At 66.9% G+C, this 17,847-nt stretch carries 11 protein-coding genes; 7 read left to right on the plus strand and 4 right to left on the minus strand.

Annotation, left to right across the window (positions count from 1 at the left end; all coding sequences use genetic code 11):
• The first annotated feature begins 125 nt into the window (after window positions 1–125).
• The gene (locus ACE026_RS20065) at window positions 126–1,724 is read left to right on the plus strand and encodes a SulP family inorganic anion transporter (protein WP_486040582.1); all 1,599 of its coding nucleotides are present in this window, start codon (window positions 126–128) and stop codon (window positions 1,722–1,724) included.
• Window positions 1,725–1,895: 171 nt separating this feature from the next.
• Here the strand turns inward: ACE026_RS20065 and ACE026_RS20070 are convergent, their stop codons facing one another.
• Window positions 1,896–2,606 (minus strand): glutathione S-transferase, encoded by a 711-nt coding sequence (locus tag ACE026_RS20070; RefSeq protein WP_486040584.1) that lies wholly within the window; start codon window positions 2,604–2,606, stop codon window positions 1,896–1,898.
• 114 nt (window positions 2,607–2,720) lie between these two features.
• On the opposite strand from ACE026_RS20070, the gene ACE026_RS20075 reads away from it, so the two are divergent.
• The 4 genes from ACE026_RS20075 to ACE026_RS20090 all read left to right on the plus strand — a co-directional run bounded on the left by ACE026_RS20075 (window position 2,721) and on the right by ACE026_RS20090 (window position 9,201).
• Window positions 2,721–4,037 carry a retropepsin-like aspartic protease gene (locus ACE026_RS20075; RefSeq protein ID WP_486040585.1) on the plus strand — a complete coding sequence of 439 codons (1,317 nt, stop codon included), beginning with the start codon at window positions 2,721–2,723 and terminating at the stop codon, window positions 4,035–4,037.
• A 105-nt stretch (window positions 4,038–4,142) separates the two neighbouring features.
• Window positions 4,143–6,728 carry an ATP-dependent chaperone ClpB gene (gene clpB, locus ACE026_RS20080; protein WP_486040587.1) on the plus strand — a complete coding sequence of 862 codons (2,586 nt, stop codon included), beginning with the start codon at window positions 4,143–4,145 and terminating at the stop codon, window positions 6,726–6,728.
• A gap of 124 nt (window positions 6,729–6,852) precedes the next feature.
• Window positions 6,853–8,154 carry an O-acetylhomoserine aminocarboxypropyltransferase/cysteine synthase family protein gene (locus ACE026_RS20085; RefSeq protein ID WP_152151874.1) on the plus strand — a complete coding sequence of 434 codons (1,302 nt, stop codon included), beginning with the start codon at window positions 6,853–6,855 and terminating at the stop codon, window positions 8,152–8,154.
• A gap of 252 nt (window positions 8,155–8,406) precedes the next feature.
• Complete coding sequence (locus tag ACE026_RS20090) at window positions 8,407–9,201, plus strand: AraC family transcriptional regulator (RefSeq protein ID WP_486040588.1); 795 nt, start codon at window positions 8,407–8,409, stop codon at window positions 9,199–9,201.
• 6 nt (window positions 9,202–9,207) lie between these two features.
• On the opposite strand, the gene ybaL is transcribed toward ACE026_RS20090, so the two are convergent.
• On the minus strand, window positions 9,208–10,911 hold the full coding sequence (gene ybaL / locus ACE026_RS20095; protein WP_486040590.1) for a YbaL family putative K(+) efflux transporter: 1,704 nt from the start codon (window positions 10,909–10,911) through the stop codon (window positions 9,208–9,210).
• 218 nt (window positions 10,912–11,129) lie between these two features.
• The gene (locus ACE026_RS20100; protein ID WP_486040591.1) at window positions 11,130–13,523 is read right to left on the minus strand and encodes a TonB-dependent receptor plug domain-containing protein; all 2,394 of its coding nucleotides are present in this window, start codon (window positions 13,521–13,523) and stop codon (window positions 11,130–11,132) included.
• A gap of 344 nt (window positions 13,524–13,867) precedes the next feature.
• Here ACE026_RS20100 and ACE026_RS20105 point away from each other — a divergent pair, with 344 nt between their 5' ends.
• Complete coding sequence (locus ACE026_RS20105; RefSeq protein ID WP_455900381.1) at window positions 13,868–15,724, plus strand: ABC-F family ATP-binding cassette domain-containing protein; 1,857 nt, start codon at window positions 13,868–13,870, stop codon at window positions 15,722–15,724.
• 86 nt (window positions 15,725–15,810) lie between these two features.
• Here the strand turns inward: ACE026_RS20105 and ACE026_RS20110 are convergent, their stop codons facing one another.
• Window positions 15,811–16,671 carry a LysR family transcriptional regulator gene (locus ACE026_RS20110; RefSeq protein WP_486040594.1) on the minus strand — a complete coding sequence of 287 codons (861 nt, stop codon included), beginning with the start codon at window positions 16,669–16,671 and terminating at the stop codon, window positions 15,811–15,813.
• Between the two features lie 204 nt (window positions 16,672–16,875).
• Between ACE026_RS20110 and blaL2 the strand changes: the two genes are divergently transcribed.
• Window positions 16,876–17,778, plus strand: a complete 903-nt coding sequence (gene blaL2, locus ACE026_RS20115; protein WP_486040595.1) for a L2 family extended-spectrum class A beta-lactamase — start codon at window positions 16,876–16,878, stop codon at window positions 17,776–17,778.
• Window positions 17,779–17,847 lie beyond the last annotated feature (69 nt).

The raw sequence follows: 17,847 nt of genomic DNA on the forward strand, positions 1-17,847 counted from the left end.
CGGCACTACCGCGCGGTGGCGCGTCCCCCGTCGGCGGACGTTTCCCGGCGTTCCATCCATGCGCCTGTTACTGGGGGCGGGGAGGCCCTACCATCGGCTACCCCCTCCCCACGGCCGCCCTGCGCATGTCCGCCACTGCTCCCGTCCCTACCGGACGCCCCCGCTGGTTCGTTGCCGGCGATCTCAACGGTTTCTTCGGCCTGGTGGTCGACAATCTGTCGATCCTCGGCTTCATCGCGATGGCGCTGGTCGGCATCTTCCAGTTCCCGGCCGATGTGGTGTTCGGCCGCATGTTCCCGGGCACCGCCTTCGGCGTGCTGGTCGGCAACGTGCTCTACACCTGGATGGCCCGGCGCCTGGCCGCGCGTACCGGCCGTGACGATGTCACCGCGATGCCGCTCGGCCTGGATGCGCCGACCAGCATCGGCATGGCGCTGCTGGTGCTCGGCCCGGCCTTCCTTGCTTTCAAGGGGCAGGGCCTGGCACCGCACGATGCCGCCATCGCCACCTGGCAGCTGGGCATGGCCTCGCTGGTGATCATGGGCGTGCTGAAGGTGATCCTCTCGTTCTTCGGCGAAGCGGTCACCCGCGCACTGCCGCGTGCCTCGCTGTTGGGCTCCATCGCCGGTATCGCGATCGTGCTGATGGGCTTCCTGCCGCTGCTGGAGACGCTGCGCTCGCCGATCGTCGGGTTCGTTACGCTGGGCCTGCTGCTGTATGTGCTGATCGCCAAGCGTAAGCTGCCGATCCGCGCACCCGGTGTGCTGGTCGCGTTCGTGTTCGGCACGATCCTGTATTACGGCCTCGGGCTTGCCGGGCTGGGCGCACCGGGCTTCAAGGTGCCCGAGTGGGTGCCGCCGCAGGTGGTGCTGCCGTGGCCGACGCTGGGCTTCATCGACGGCCTGCCGACCGCGATCACTTACCTGCCGCTGCTGCTGCCGTTCGGCCTGCTGATGGTGGTGGGCGGCATCAACGTCTCCGAGAGCGCGCGCGCAGCCGGTGACGATTACCGCACCCGCGACATCCTGCTGGTGGAAGCCATCGCCACGCTGGTGGCCGGTCTGTGCGGTGGTGTGGCGCAGACCACGCCGTACATCGGCCAGCCGGCCTACAAGCACATGGGCGCACGCAGCGGTTACACGCTGCTGACCGGCCTGTTCGTGGGCATCGGCGGCATGCTGGGCGTGATCTCCGGGCTGGTGCAATGGCTGCCGCTGGCCGTGCTGGCGCCGATCATCGTGTACGTGGCGATCGACATCACCACCCAGGCCTTCCAGGCCACGCCGCGCGAACATGCCGGCGCGATGGTGCTGGGCTTCCTGCCCTCGGTGGCCTATCTGCTGGCGATCAAGGCACCGGGCTGGATCGCACCGGAGCAGCTCGTTGCATTGACCACCACACTGGATGGCCATGGGCTGCCGGAGCTGGCGGTGATCTTCACCCTGGGCAACGGCTTCATCATCACCTCGATGCTGTGGATCGCGGCGGTGGTGGCGATGATCGATGGCAAGCTGCTGCGCGCCTCCGGGTTCCTGCTGGTGGCTGCGGCGTTGACGCTGTTCGGCCTGATCCACTCGGTGGACCCGCGCGGTGGCATCTACCTGCCGTGGCAGCTGGAAGGACTGCCGAAGATCATCAGCTGGCAGTTCACCGGCGCGTATGTGGCGCTGGCCGGGTTGCTGGCGCTGCTCTCGCTGCAGAAGCAGCCTGCGGAGCGTACGTAACGCCCCGGTAGTGGGGGGGGGGGGGGGGGGGGGGGGGGGGGGCTCACGCCCCACGGTCGTGAACTGCCGAATGGGCCGGTCCGCTGCGGAGCCGGCCAGCCCCCCCCACTACCTGCTCACGACCAATCGTCGTGAGCTACCGCCGCATGCGGCGCTCGCGCCGGCGAGGCATCATTGCTCGCCGTCCAGCTCCGGGTAGTGCCGGAAAATGCCATTCGTGTTGAACGGCAGGCGCCGCTCGGAGGCGAGATAGGCGGCGATGTTGGGCCGGGTTTCCACCCGGTCCTTCAACGCACGCAGTTGCGGCAGCGTCGGCCACAGCGCCTGCATGCGGCGCGGGAACATGTACTCCAGCCCGCTCAGCAGCTGGAACAGGGAGAGATCCACGTAGGAATGCTCCCGCAGCGGATGCCGCCCGCCGTTGTGCTTGAGCACGTTCTCGAAATAGCCCAGGAACTTGGGCATGCGCTCGCCGCGCATCGACCCGGCGCGGGCCTTGGCTTCGTGCTTCTGATCCTCGTAGTACGCTGACATCGCGATCGGATGGTGGGTGTCATGCACCTCGGCGACCAGATCGGCGATGGTCAATTGCAGCTGGAGTGCCTGCTGCCGCCGCGAGCTGGCATCCGGGACGAGGCCGAGTTCCGGGCCCAGGTGGTCCAGGATCGCGCCGACCTGGGCGATCACCTGCCGGCCGGTACGCAGAAACGGTGGAGCGAATGGCTGCAGGCCTTCAACCTTGCCCTGCAGGTACGGCTGCATTACCGCATCGCCATGGACACGCGCCATATCGGTATAGCCCGCGCCGGCATCCTCCAGGGCCAGCCGCACGAACTCGCCGCGGCCCTGGATGCCGGTCCAGTAATACAGTTCGTAATGCATGCCGCCACTCCGTATGAAACCGGCCTCCAGCATGGCCCGTGCTGCCGAAAGCAGGCGTGAGCGCAGCGTGGTTCCCGTGCTAGGGTCGAGCGGGGATGTTGATGGGAGTACGCGATGCGGAAGTGGGTCCTGGGCATGTGCGTGGCGGTGTTGCCGGCCACGGTGGCGGCCGATCCGGTGGCATTGCACGATGGCTTCGGCTACAGCGATGCGGTGCTGCGTGCGGAGCTGATCACATTGCGTGAGATGAGTGGCGCACCCGGTCCGCGCCGTCACCTCGGTGCAGCGGGCTACCATCGTATCCGTGGCGAGCTGGCCGCCTCCAACCGTGCCGCACGCCAGTGCCTGGCTGAAACCCGGGATGCACCGCCCGCGCTGCAGGGGCTGGCGTTCCTGTGCGAATCCACCCTCGCGGGCAATGCGCTGATCGAGGGTGATATCGCGGGATGGGCGAGCCTGATGCTGCGCGTACGTGAGGACTACCAGCGCACCATCGTGCCGATGCTCAGGGCCGGCGATGAAGTGCCCGATGTCACCCGGCCGGCATTCGCGTCCTTCACCACCTGGCCGCGCAGCGCGCTGCCCGCAGCCGAGCGGGCGCAGGACGTGGCGGTGCCGATCCAGTTCAGCAATGAGCTGCCCTCGGTGACCCTCACGCTGCACGGCACGCGTGATGGCATACCGGTCGCCCACGAGGCCGCTTTCATCATCGATACCGGGGCCCCGCGCTCGCACATCAGCCGCGCGCTGGCCGAGTCGCTCGGCCTGGCGGTCACCGAGGGTTTCGTGGTGTCGCGCATCGTCGAGGGCGATATCCAGCAGGCGGGCCTGGTGGCACCGAGCGATATCGAGGTGGGTGGGCAGCGGGTGCGTGATGTGTCGTTCAACAGCGAACCCACGCGCGAGCTCAACCTGATCGGGCTGGACGTATTGCGCGCGCTGGGGCGGATCACGCTCTCGCGTGAAACGCTGACCCTGCTGGGGGCACAGTCGCCGGCCGCGTGCACGCGGCGGACGGTCTTCACCTCCTCGTTGTGGGGTCCCTTCCAGCAGCTCCGCTTTCCGATCCGGGGCCGCGAGAACAACCTGATGCTGGTCGATACGGGCTTCCATGGGGCCTTCCAGATGCGCGGTGCGCCGCGCTCGTCGGTGCCGGCCGCCGCGATCCAGCGCAGGAACGTGATCACCACGCGCGGCGCGGAGGACATCGAGTACGCGCCCGCCAGCACGCCACTGCAGGTCACCGATACGTTGAGCGACATTGCGGTGGATATCGCGTTCCAGCCGCCGGATCTGTTCCCGTCGTCGTGGCGGATCGGCTACGGCGTCACCGGGGGCTACACCGTGGCACTGGACCTGCCCGCCGGTCTCGGCTGCCTGGTCCCGCAGCCGCCCGAACCATCGCTGCTGGCCCGGCCGCCAACGGCCTGACGAACCCTGAATCGGCATCTCATCCACCCTTGAAACACGCCCCCGTAACCGCATTTCAGGGACAGTGCTGGCACGGCCAGCCCCGTTTACATCGAGGACAAGAACATGCGGATGGACAAGCTCACCTCGCGTTTCCAGCAGGCGCTGGCCGACGCGCAGTCGTTGGCCGTGGGCCGCGCCCACAACATCATCGAACCGGTGCACGTGTTCAGCGCGCTGCTGGACCAGCAGGGCGGCAGCACGCGCCCGCTGCTGGCCCAGGCCGGCGTCAACGTGCCGGTATTGCGCGAACGCTTGAATGAAACCCTGGAGGCCCTGCCCAAGGTCTCCGGGCAGGAAGGCAATCTGTCGATCGGCAACGATCTGAACCGGCTGCTCAACAACACCGACAAGCTGGCCCAGCAGCATGGCGATGCCTTCATCGCCAGTGAGTGGTTCGTGCTGGCTGCGGTGGACGATGGCGGCACCCTGGGCATGGCGCTGCGCGCCGCCGGTGCCGACAGGAAGAAGATCGAAACCGCGATCGACAAGGTCCGCGGCGGCGAGACCGTGCAGTCGGAAAACGCCGAAGACCAGCGCCAGGCGCTGGAGAAGTACACCATCGACCTGACCGCGCGGGCCGAGAGCGGCAAGCTGGATCCGGTGATCGGCCGCGATGAGGAGATCCGTCGCACCATCCAGGTCCTGCAGCGCCGCACCAAGAACAACCCGGTGCTGATCGGCGAACCCGGCGTGGGCAAGACCGCCATCGTGGAAGGCCTGGCCCAGCGCATCATCAACGACGAAGTGCCCGAGGGCCTGCGTGGCAAGCGCGTGCTCTCGCTGGACATGGGCGCGCTGATCGCCGGCGCCAAATTCCGTGGTGAGTTCGAAGAGCGCCTCAAGGGCGTGCTCAACGACCTGGCCAAGAGCGAAGGGCAGGTGATCCTGTTCATCGACGAGCTGCACACGATGGTCGGTGCGGGCAAGGCCGATGGCGCGATGGATGCCGGCAACATGCTCAAGCCGGCGCTCGCCCGCGGTGAACTGCACTGCGTCGGTGCGACCACCCTGGACGAATACCGCAAGTACATCGAAAAGGACGCTGCGCTGGAGCGCCGCTTCCAGAAGGTGCTGGTGGGCGAGCCGAGCGTGGAAGACACGATCGCGATCCTGCGCGGGCTCAAGGAAAAGTACGCCGTGCACCATGGCGTGGAAATCACCGACCCGGCGATCGTCGCGGCGGCCACGCTGTCGCACCGTTACATCGCCGACCGCCAGCTGCCCGACAAGGCCATCGACCTGATGGACGAGGCGGCCTCGCGCATCCGCATGGAGATCGACTCCAAGCCGGAAGAGCTGGACCGCCTGGAACGGCGCTTGATCCAGCTCAAGATCCAGCGTGAAATGCTCAAGAAGGAAAAGGACGATGCCTCGCGGCAGCGCCTGGCTGATCTTGAGAATGACATCGATGCGCTGGAGCGCGAGTTCTCCGACCTCAACGAAATCTGGAAGTCGGAGAAGGCAACGCTGCAGGGCGCGACCCGGATCAAGGAACAGATCGAACAGGCCAAGCTGGAACTGGAATCGGCCCAGCGCCGCCAGGATTTCGGCCGCATGAGCGAGATCCAGTACGGGCAGCTGCCGCAGCTGGAAAAGCAGCTGGCGGCCGCGCAGGAAGTGGAAACCAGCGAGTTCAAGCTGGTCCAGGATCGGGTCACTGCTGAAGAAATCGCCGAAGTGGTCTCGCGTTGGACCGGCATCCCGGTCAACCGCATGCTGGAAGGCGAGCGCGACAAGCTGCTGCGCATGGAAGACATGCTGCACAACCGCGTGGTCGGCCAGGAAGAGGCGATCAAGGTGGTCTCCGACGCGGTGCGGCGCTCGCGTGCGGGCCTGTCCGATCCGGATCGCCCGAGCGGCTCGTTCCTGTTCCTGGGGCCGACCGGCGTGGGCAAGACCGAACTGTGCAAGGCGCTGGCCGAATTCCTGTTCGACAGCAGCGACGCGATGATCCGCATCGACATGAGCGAGTTCATGGAGAAGCACAGCGTCGCGCGCCTGATCGGTGCCCCTCCGGGCTATGTGGGCTACGAAGAAGGTGGCTACCTGACCGAGGCGGTGCGCCGTCGTCCGTACTCGCTGATCCTGCTGGACGAAGTGGAGAAGGCGCATCCGGATGTGTTCAACATCCTGCTGCAGGTGCTCGACGACGGCCGCCTGACCGATGGTCAGGGCCGCACGGTGGACTTCCGCAACACCGTCATCGTGATGACCTCCAACCTGGGCTCGCACCAGATCCAGGACATGAGCAGCGATGACAGCCCGGAGGCCTACACGCAGATGAAGGCAGCGGTGATGGGGGTGGTGCAGGCGCACTTCCGCCCGGAATTCATCAACCGCCTGGACGACATCGTCGTGTTCCATCCGCTGGACAAGGTGCAGATCAAGCAGATCGCCCGCATCCAGATGCAGGGCCTGGAGAAGCGCCTGGCCGAGCGTGGCCTGCGCATCGAGGTCAGCGACGACGCCTTCCAGCTGCTGGGCAACGTCGGCTTCGATCCGGTCTACGGTGCGCGACCGCTCAAGCGTGCGATCCAGTCGCAGCTGGAGAACCCGCTGGCGCAGAAGATCCTCTCCGGCGAGTTCCTCAACGGCGATGTGATCCGGGTCGATGCGGCCGAGGGCAAGCTGGTGTTCGTGAAGGGCTGAGCCCCACGCGTACCGGCGGCCTGATAACCGTTGGGCCTCACACCATGCATGTTTGGCATGAACCCCCGCTTCGGCGGGGGTTTTTTGTTCGGTATCGTCGGCATTCACCTGGAGACGATGCGATATGTCCGAACACGGCAGTCCCGAATCACAGTGGCGCGCGGAGACCATCGCGGTGCATGGCGGTTATCGGCCTGACCCCACCACCCGCGCGGTGGCGGTGCCGATCTACCAGACCGTGGCCTACGCCTTCGATGACACCCAGCATGGCGCGGACCTGTTCGACCTGAAGGTGCCGGGCAACATCTATACCCGCATCATGAACCCGACCACCGATGTGCTGGAGCAGCGCATCGCCGCGCTCGAGGGCGGCATCGGCGCGCTCGCACTGGCCTCGGGCCAGGCCGCGATCACCTACGCGATCCAGACCATCGCCGAGGCTGGCGACAACATCGTCTCGGCCAGTGCGCTGTATGGCGGCACCTACAACCTGTTCGCGCACACGCTGCCGCAGTTCGGGATCGAAACGCGCTTTGCCGACTATCGCGACCCGCAGGCGTTCGGCGCGCTGATCGATGACCGCACCAAGGCCGTGTTCGTCGAATCCATCGGCAACCCGCGCGGCAACATCACCGACATCGAAGCGGTCGCGAAGATCGCGCATGCGCATGGCGTGCCGCTGATCGTGGACAACACGGTGGCGACACCGTACCTGCAGCGCTCGTTCGATTTCGGCGCGGACATCGTCGTGCATTCGCTGACCAAGTACCTCGGTGGGCATGGCACCAGCCTGGGCGGGGCGATCGTGGATTCCGGGCGCTTCCCCTGGGCGGAGCACAAGCAGCGCTTCCGTCGCTTGAACGAGCCGGACGTGAGCTACCACGGCGTGGTCTACACCGAAGCCCTCGGGCCGGCTGCCTACATCGGCCGCGCGCGGGTGGTACCGCTGCGCAATACCGGCGCGGCGATCTCACCGTTCAATTCCTTCCTGATCCTGCAGGGCATCGAGACGCTGGCGCTGCGGCTGGACCGTATCAACGCGAACACCCTGGCCGTGGCCAAGCACCTGCAGGGCCATGCCAAGGTGGCCTGGGTCAACTACGCCGCACTGCCCGACCACCCCGAACACGCGCTGGTGCAGAAGTACCTGCGCGGCCACGGCTCCGGCGTGCTGACCTTCGGCCTGCCCGGTGGCCGCGCTGCCGGGGCACGCTTCCTGGACGCGCTGCAGCTGTTCACCCGCCTGGTGAACCTCGGTGATGCGAAATCCCTGGCCACGCATCCGGCCTCGACCACGCACCGGCAGCTGGATGCGGCCGAGCTGGAGAAGGCCGGTGTCAGTGAGGACACGGTGCGCTTGTCGGTCGGGATCGAGCACATCGACGACCTGCTGGCGGATCTGGAGCAGGCGTTGGCCAAGGCGTAGCGGCAGGAACCACGGCGGCCGGTGCGGGCCGGCCGCCGTGGGGTGTGGGGCGTGGCGTTACGCGCGGGGGTAGGATCGGTTGACGATCCCCCAACTGCGCAAGATCGGCCACGCCGCGGGATGAGGCACGGCGCACGCTGAGCGTCACCTAGAGAGGGAGCCCGCCATGAGCCGCATTGCCCAGATCCTGTCTCTTATACACATCTCCGAGCCCACGCCCCTCTGCAGGCGCGCCTGCGCGCTGGCGATCCCTTGCCCGATCTGGAGGCACTGGCCGCGATCGCGCACCAGTCGCCGTTCCACTTCCATCGCCTGTACCGCGCGCTGACCGGCGAAACGCCCGGGCGCACGGTGGCGCGCCTGCGCTTGCTGCAGGCGCTGACCCTGCTCGGCCAGCCCGAGAGCCGGGTGACCGAGGTCGCCTTGAACGTCGGCTATGAAAGCCCGCAGGCGCTTGCCCGTGCCTGTCGCCAGACGCTGGATGCCACGCCGAGCGAGTTGCGTGAGGATGCCGGGCTGCGCAGCCACTGGCAGCAGCGGCTGTCACTGCCGGCGGGCGATCAGGCGGGCGAGACGGTGCCTCTGCAGGTCACGGTGACCACGCTGGAACCCTTCGATGTGGTGGTGCTGCGCAGGCAAGGGGCCTTCGATGATCTGGATCAGGCCTTCGGCGAGATATTCACCTGGGCGGCGGAGCAGGGATGGGCCGAACAGCTGCAGCAGCTGGTCGGCATCGCACGCACCGATCATCGTGATGTCCCGGCGCGTGAGTGCGTGTTCGACTGCGGCATGGGGTTCGGGCGCACGCCGCAGGCGCTACCGGCCCCGCTGCGTGCGCTGACGCTGGGCGGTGGCGCTTATGCCGTGCTGCGTCATGTGGGCAGCTATGCAGGGCTGGAGGCCGCCACCGACGTGCTGCTGCGGGACTGGCTGCCCGAGAGCGGCCACACGCTGCGCGACGTCGAGCTGTATTACCACTACCTCGACGATCCGGAAGAGGTCCCTGAGGCGATCCTGCGTGCGGATATCTGCGTGCCGGTGGTGTAGCGGCCCTCACACCACCGGAATGCTGTGCTGCTGCCCCATCGTGCGGTACGGCGGGGTGGACATCACCATCTCGGCCAGCGAGTAGGCCAGTTCGCGCTCGGCCATCACCGTACCATCGGCACCGTGGGCGAGCAGGTGCTTCACCTCGGCATCGCTGTGCGCCCTTGCCAACAGGGTCAGGCCGGGGTTGAGCGCGCGCAGCTTGGCCAGTGTCTCACCGGCCTCCAGCGGCTGCGGGATCGCCAGCACGGCGATCTTGGCGCGCTCGGGATGCGCTTCGGCCAGTACGCGGTCGGAGGCGGCACTGCCGCGGATACCGGGCAGGCCGGCAGCGTGCGCTTCGGCGACGTGTTCCTTGTTGTCGTCGATGATCATCACCGGCACGCCACGGTCGCGCAGCACCTGCGCCAGCGCGCTGCCGACGCGGCCGTAGCCGATCACGATGGCGTGGTCGTGCAGATCCAGCGACGGGCCCGGCGGCAATTCCGTCTCCACGGTGGTGGGGGCGGTTTCCTGGTTCTTGAGCAGCCAGCGGTCGAGCAGGCCGAACACCAGCGGGTTGAGCATGATCGAGATCAGCGCACCGGCCAGCACCAGCGCCTGGCCGGTCGGCGGCAGGATCCCCAGGGTCACGCCGAGGCCGGCGATGATGAAGGCGAATTCGCCGATCTGCGCCAGGCTGGCGGAAATCGTCAGCGCGGTACCGGTCGGATGGCCGAACGCGCGCACGATCACGAACGCAGCGGCGGATTTGCCGAACATGATGATCGCCGCCGTGGCGAGCACCTGCCACGGGTGCTCGATCAGGATGGCCGGGTTGAACAGCATCCCGACCGAGACGAAGAACAGCACCGCGAACGCATCGCGCAGCGGCAGCGAATCATTGGCGGCTTTGTGGCTCAGTTCGGATTCGTTGAGCAGCATGCCGGCGAAGAACGCGCCGAGGGCGAACGACACGCCGAACAGCATCGCCGAGCCGAACGCCACGCCCAGTGCGATGGCCAGCACGGCCAGGGTGAACAGCTCGCGCGACCCGGTGCCGGCGATGCGCTCCAGGATCCACGGAATCACCCGGCGCCCGACCACCAGCATCACCGCCACGAACAGGCCCAGCTGCACGAAGGTCCAGCCGATGCTGGCCAGCACGCTGCCGACGGTATGGGTTTCATTGGCCGCATCGGGCCCGAACACGCCGGCCAGGACCGGCATCATCACCAGCGCCAGGACGCAGGCCAGGTCTTCCACGATCAGCCAGCCGATGGCGATCTTGCCGCGCGTGGTTTCAAGCAGGCGCCGTTCTTCCATCGCGCGCAGCAGCACCACGGTACTGGCGGTGGCCAGCGAGAAACCGAACACCACGCCATAGATCACCGGCCAGCCCATCAACGCCGCCAGGCCCCAGCCGAGCAGGGTGGCGACCAGGATCTGGCCGATCGCACCCGGGATGGCGATCGCTTTGACCTCCATCAGGTCTTTGAGCGAGAAGTGCAGGCCGACCCCGAACATCAGCAGCATCACGCCGATCTCGGCCAGCTGGTTGGCCAGTGCCTGGTCGGCAACGAAGCCGGGGGTGAACGGACCTACGCAGATGCCTGCAATCAGATAACCGACCAGGGGAGACAAACGCAGCTTGTTGGCCAGCGCGCCGAAGATGAAGGCGAGCCCAAGGCCAACGGCAACGATGTTGATCAGGTCGGTGTCATGGTGCATCGGGGCTCGCAAAGAGGGGGGGTACCCCGATTTTCACCGATGCGGCCGGTCCGGGCAAACATCGATGGCCGCAATGCGGCTATGTCCCCGTGGTCAGGTCATGTGCTGTCCGGGACAGCCCGTGCGTTGAACGGTGAATGCGCGGAATCCCGGTTTCCTGCGGCCAGAACGCACATGCCCCGGCGAGCCGGGGCATGTGGTTTATCAGGCAGATTCATTTACCACTTGTAGGTCACGCGACCGTACACATACGCGCCATTGAACCCATACGGCGAGTAGTTGCTGTACGGCAGCATGCCCCAGGTGGAGTTCTGCAGATCCACGGTGCGGTCCGGGTATTCGTCCAGGATGTTGTCCGCACCCAGGGTGAGCGTCCAGTTCTCGCTCGGCTTGTAGCTGGCCGAGGCATCGAGCACCCACGAGGCGTCGTAGGTCTGGTCGCGCAGGGCCGTGGCCGAGTTGCGCACAGTGAACGAGCCGTAGCGGGTGGCCGCCAGGTTCAGGTCCCAGCGGTCCGAACGCCAGGTGCCGCTGAGGATGGTCTTGTCGCGCGGGTAGCTGTCCTCGATGCGGCCGATCTCATCGCGGCCGATCAGCGACTGGGTGATGCCCAGCGTGCCGAACACCGGCGGCGAGCCGATGAATTTCTTCACTTCGGTCTCGTTGTAGCTGTAGGCCGCGGTCAGCTCCAGCGAGCTGGCGGCGAACGGAATCGTGTAACTGGAGACCGCATCCACGCCGCGGGTGCGGGTGTCCACGCCGTTGGTGAAGTAGGAGAACGCGGTGACGCCCGGCAGGCCCAGGTTGGCCAGCAGCGCGTTGGCGGCGTCATTGGTGGTGATGTTGGTCGACAGAACGATGCGGTCGTCGATGTCGATCTGGTACGCATCCACGGTCAGGTACAGGCGATCCACCGGCTGCAGGACCAGGCCCAGGCTGTAGGAGGTCGAGCTTTCGGCCTTCAGCGGGCTGGCGCCCAGGGCCTGCGCGGCAGGGCTGGTGGTCGGGAAGGTGCCGCGTTCGACGAACACGCCGTTGATGATCGTGCTGGTCACCGCCTGGTAGCTCTGCTGGGCCAGCGATGGCGCGCGGAAGCCGCTGGAGGCGGTGGCGCGCAGGGCGACCTTGTCGGTGAAGGCATAGCGCGCGGAGAGCTTGCCGGAGAACTTGTCGCCGAAGTCCGAGTAGTCCTCGTAGCGGCCGGTCACGCCGGCGGAGAACTTGTCGGTGAGGTCAGCTTCCAGGCCGGCATAGACGGCGTAGTTGTCACGGTCGGCATCCACCGCGTTGAGCGGGGTGAAGCCGCCGAAGCCCTGTGCACCGCTGCCGGTGTAGGAGTTCAGTTCACCGGCCGACTGCTCCCACTTTTCCTTGCGGTACTCACCGCCGAAGGACAGCGTGACCGGATAGGCCAGGCCCCAGTCCAGGGTCTTGGTCACATCGGCATTGACGATGTTCTGGGTGTACTCCAGCGCGCCGTCGTAGAACGAGCGCGGGCTGTTCACGCCGAGCGCGTAGTTGATGCTGTTGCGGGTGTGGAAATCGATCTTGTTGGCGCCGTAGTTGTAGCTGACATCCCAGTTCCAGCCGCTGTCCGAGCCGCCCTTCACACCGGCGACCAGCGAACGGTCCTTGGAGTACTGATTGATCTCCGGCACGAAGCCGTCCGGGTAGGTCTGCGCCAGCAGCGCGCCCTGGTTGAGGTTGTTGCGCGAGCGGTAGAACGCGAACGAGGTGATGTCGCGGTTGCTCGCCATCGCGGTGGCGTAGGCCGAGACGTGGTCGCTGAACTGGAAGCTGGCATTGGCCGAGGCGGCGGTTGCATCCACCTGCGGGTCGCCGACCACGAAGGTGGTCTGGCCGATGTTCGGGAAGTTGCCCGTGTTGGGTGCGGTGCCCTGGTAGGGGCCGGCGCGGTTGCTCTCGTCCTGCTGGACGATCTGGCCGGCCACATGCACGCTGCCGCGGCCGTCGGCGAAGCCGATCCCGGTGTCGCCGGAGAGCTGGTACTTGTTGCCGTCACCGGCCGAGTACTGGCCGGCATCCAGCGCCAGGCTGCCGCCGGAGGAGGACCCCTTGAGCACGATGTTGATCACGCCGGCGATGGCGTCCGAGCCGTACTGCGCCGATGCGCCGTCGCGCAGCACTTCCACGCGCTCGATCGAGGCGATCGGAATCGCGTTGATGTCCACTGCCGACGAGCCACGGCCGATGCTGCCGTTGACGTTGATCTGTGCGGAGGTGTGGCGGCGCTTGCCGTTGACCAGCACCAGCACCTGGTCCGGGGAGAGGCCGCGCAGCTGCGCCGGGCGGATGCCGCTGGTGCCATCGGTCAGCGCCGGGCGCGGGAAATTCAGCGAGGGCAGGGCGCGGGCCAGCGCGGTGGCCAGCTCGGTGGTGCCGGTGGACTGCAATGCCTCGGGGGTGATGATGTCGATCGGCGATTGCGATTCGGCCACGGTGCGGTCGGCCACGCGGGTGCCGGTGACGATGATGGTGTCCAGGGTATTGGCCGCCGTGCGGGCGGGGGCGTCCTGGGCGGTGGCGGCGAAGCTGGACATACCGAGCGCGACAGCTACGGCGGCGGCGAGCGTACTGGTCTTGCGGTTCATCAGGATGTGGCTCCGGTTGTGACGGTGCGGCACCAAAGCGACATGACGACATCGAGGATCGGGTCAGCGAAGGCGGTTGTTGCGGTGCGCAATAGACGGATTAACGGGATATTCATCGCTTGTCAAATTTTCGCCATGTTCGTAAAAAACGTTGCAGAAGCAACCATTTACGTGAGGCCCGGGGTTTGACAGGAGGGTCCCGGGGAAGCGCGGGCAGGGTCGTGGGAGAGAGAAACGAGGCCTGCCGCGCATCCCGGGGCCCGTCAAGTATTCGTTAACGCTAGAATTACGTCGCAGGAAAGGTGCTCACGAGCACATTCCATTCCGTTATATGGACCCCCAAGATGATTTCCCTTCGTAACTTCGCCTTGCGCCGTGGCGAGCGGCTGCTGTTGTCCAACGTCGACCTGACCCTGCATGCGGGGTACCGCGTCGGCGTGGTCGGCCGCAATGGCGCCGGCAAGTCCAGCCTGTTCGCCGCCGTCAAGGGCGAGCTGGAGGCGGACAAGGGCGACGTCGATCTGCCCGGCAAGATCCGCATCGCCAGCGTGGCCCAGGAAACCCCGTCGCTGCCGGATCCGGCGCTGCAGTTCGTGCTGGAGGGCGACACCGAGGTGGCCGCCGTGATGCGCGAAGAGGCCGCGGCTGCGGCGCGTGAAGACTGGGAAGCGGTGGCCACCGCCCACCAGCGGATGGCCGAGATCGGTGCCTATGACGCCGAGGCGCGCGCCGGCAAGCTGCTGCACGGCCTGGGCTTCCCGGCCGAGACCCACTCGCGCGCGGTCTCCTCGTTCTCCGGCGGCTGGCGCGTGCGCCTGAACCTGGCGCGCGCGCTGATGATGCCCAGCGACCTGCTGCTGCTCGACGAACCGACCAACCATCTGGATCTGGACGCCGTGTTCTGGCTGGAACAGTGGCTGCTCAAGTACCCGGGCACCCTGCTGCTGATCTCGCATGACCGTGAGTTCCTGGACAACGTGGCCACCCACACCCTGCATCTGCACGGTGGCGGCGCCAAGCTGTACGTCGGCGGCTATACCGATTTCGAGCGCCAGCGCGCCGAACAGCTGCGCCAGCAGCAGCTCGCCCACGACAAGGAACAGGCCGAGCGCGCACATCTGCAGAGCTTCATCGATCGCTTCAAGGCGCAGGCCAGCAAGGCCGCCCAGGCCCAGAGCCGCATGAAGCGCCTGGCCAAGCTGGCCGGCACCGAAGCGGTGCGTGCCGAGCGCGAGTTCCGCATCGAGTTCGCGCCGCCGGCCAAGCTGCCGTTCTCGCTGATCCGCCTGAACCATGTCGAGGCCGGTTACGGCGCCGATTCGGTGATCCTGAGCAACGTAGGCTTCGGCCTGGAAGCCGGCCAGCGGATCGGCCTACTCGGCCCGAACGGTGCCGGTAAGACCACCCTGGTGAAGACCCTGGTGGGCGAACTGGATCCGATCAGCGGCGAGCGCGCCGCGCATCCGGACCTGCGCATCGGGTACTTCGCCCAGCACACGGTGGAGTCGCTGCACGAAGGGCAGTCGCCGATGGAGCACTTCCGCGATCTGGCCCCGGATGCACCGAACCAGTCCTTCCGCGATTTCCTCGGCAAGTGGAACTTCGCCGGCGACCGCGCCTTCGAACCGGTGGACGGCTTCTCCGGCGGCGAGCGCGCGCGTCTGGCCCTGGCACTGATCGCTTACCAGCAGCCGAACGTGCTGCTGCTCGACGAACCGACCAACCACTTGGACCTGGAAATGCGCGAAGCGCTGGCCGAAGCACTGGCCGACTTCGAAGGCGCGATTGTGATGGTCTCGCATGACCGCCATCTGATCGGTCTGGTCTGCGACACGTTCTGGCGTGTGGCCGATGGCGTGGTCGAACCGTTCGACGGCGATCTGGATGCCTATGCGGCGTGGCTGCGTTCGCGTCCGGCCGCACAGGGCACCAAGCAGAAGATGGCCGCGGCCGCCCCGGAGCCAGTACCGCCGACTCCGCCGCTGCCCGCGCGCAAGCCGGCCAACCCGCACAAGCTGGCCGCCGCCGAAGCCAAGGTGGGCGAGCTGGAAGCGCTGCTGGCCGATCTGGACCGGCAGCTGGCCGATCCCTCCAATTACGCCGATGCGACCCGCATGGCCGTGCTCGGCCGTGATCGCGAAGCGACCGCCACTCTGCTCAGCAAGGCCGAGCAGACGTGGATGGAATTGCTGGACGCCTGATCGCGGCGGGTGATGCGGCACGCTGGTACGTGCCGCATCCGCCCGTGTAGATCCACGCCATGCGTGGATGCTCTTCGTTCCGGGGGTTACCGCGCTTCCAGCCATTCGCGGAATCTGCGCGCCGCATCGCTTTCGGTGCGCGAGCGCAGTCGCGTCAACCAATACCTGCCCAGCTCCAAGGTCTGTGCGAAGGGTTGGATCAAGCGCCCTTGGGCAAGATCCTGCTCGAACATCTTCAACGGCAACAGCGCCACGCCCGCACCTGCGGCGGCAGCACTGGCCAGCGTCAGGGATGAATCGAACACCGGCCCACGCGCGTCCAGTTCCGGCGCGCCAGCGGCCTGCAGCCAGCGTGGCCACTCGTCGCTGCGGTAGGAGCGCAACAACGCCACGTTGGCAAGATCGCGCGGCTGCCGCAGCGTACGTGCCAACGCAGGTGCACACAGCGGCGCGAACGGGGCATCCAGTACGGCATCGCTGACCTGCCCCTGCCAATCGCCATCACCGAACCGGATCGCCAGGTCCAGCCCTTCACCGGCCAGATCGATGCGGTTGTTGTGGGTCTGCAGGCGCAGTTCGATATCCGGATGGCGCGCGTTGAAATCCCCCAGGCGTGGCAGCAGCCAGCCGGTGGCGAACGTGCCGACCACGCCCACACTCAACACCTCGCGGAAGTGCCCGCCGACGAAGCGGTCCAGGCTGACCGCGATGCGGTCGAAGGCCTCGTTGAGCACCGGATACAGGCGGGCGCCTTCATCGGTCAGGGCGACCCCGCGCGGCAACCGGGTGAAAAGCGACACGCCCAGCCGGTCCTCCAGTGCCCGGATCTGATGGCTCAGCGCGGCTTGGCTGACGCACAGCTCCAAGGCGGCGCGGGTGAAATTCTGGTGCCGTGCAGCGGCCTCGAAGGCGCGCAGGGCATTGAGCGGCAGCTGGGGGCGGAGCATGGGCGAGCCGTGAGCAGGGATGATGCATCTTCGCACTGAGGGGCTGCTGCGGCGAGCGACTTCCCGAGATGACGCCATTTTCCGCGTTCATGCACGGGGAGGGAGTAACGAGGCATAAGGTCACGTAATGACTTCCGCTGAAAATCCTCGCTGGTGGAGGCGCGGGAACCTGCCAATACTCAGGCCTTCGCCAAGGAGAACCACATGATCGCTCGACGACAGTTCCTGCAATGGACCGGCGCGGCCGCCGCGTCTGCATTGGCCGCCACCGCCTTCGCCAAGACGCCTCTGCCTTCGCCGAAATCTGCCGTCGCGGCGAAAGACTTCGCAGCGTTGGAAGCAGCAAGCGGCGGGCGCCTCGGCGTGACCCTGCTCAACACCGGCACCGGCTGGCGTACCGGCAACCGGCAGGACGAACGCTTCCCGATGTGCAGCACGTTCAAGTTCGTATTGTCCGCAGCGGTGCTGCACCTGGCCGACCAGGGCAGGCTGTCGCTGGACCGGCGCGTGCCCGTGCGCCAGCAGGACATGCTCTCGCATGCGCCGGTGACCACGCGGCACATCGGCAAGGATGTCACGGTGCGCGACCTGTGCCGGGCGACCATGATCACCAGCGACAACCCCGCTGCGAACCTGTTGCTGGGCATGGTCGGTGGACCGGCCGGGGTGACCGCGTTCCTGCGGGCCAACGGCGATGCGGTGACCCGCAATGACCGTCTCGAGCCGGAGATGAACCGCTTCGCCCCCGGCGACCCGCGCGACACCACCAGTCCGGCTGCGATGGCGGCCAGCCTGCAGCGCTTCGTGCTCGGTGACGTCCTCAAGCCCGCCTCACGTCAGCAGCTGGCCGATTGGTTGATCGACAACGAAACCGGCGATGCGCGGCTGCGCGCCGGGTTGTCCAAGGCATGGCGGGTGGGTGACAAGACCGGCAGCAATGGCGAGGACACCACCAATGACATCGCGATCCTGTGGCCGCTCGCCGGCGGTGCACCGTGGGTGCTGACCAGCTACCTGCAGGGCGCGACGGTGGATGATGCCGGCCGTAACGACGTGCTGCGCCAGGTGGCGGTGATCGCCGAAGGCATCATGCAGCATGCCGGGTAGGCCATGCCGCCCGGTGGGCACCCAACGTTGGTCGGTGCGCACACGGTAGTGGGGGGGGGGGGGGGGGGG

The organism is Stenotrophomonas sp. AGC87, from assembly GCF_057333975.1.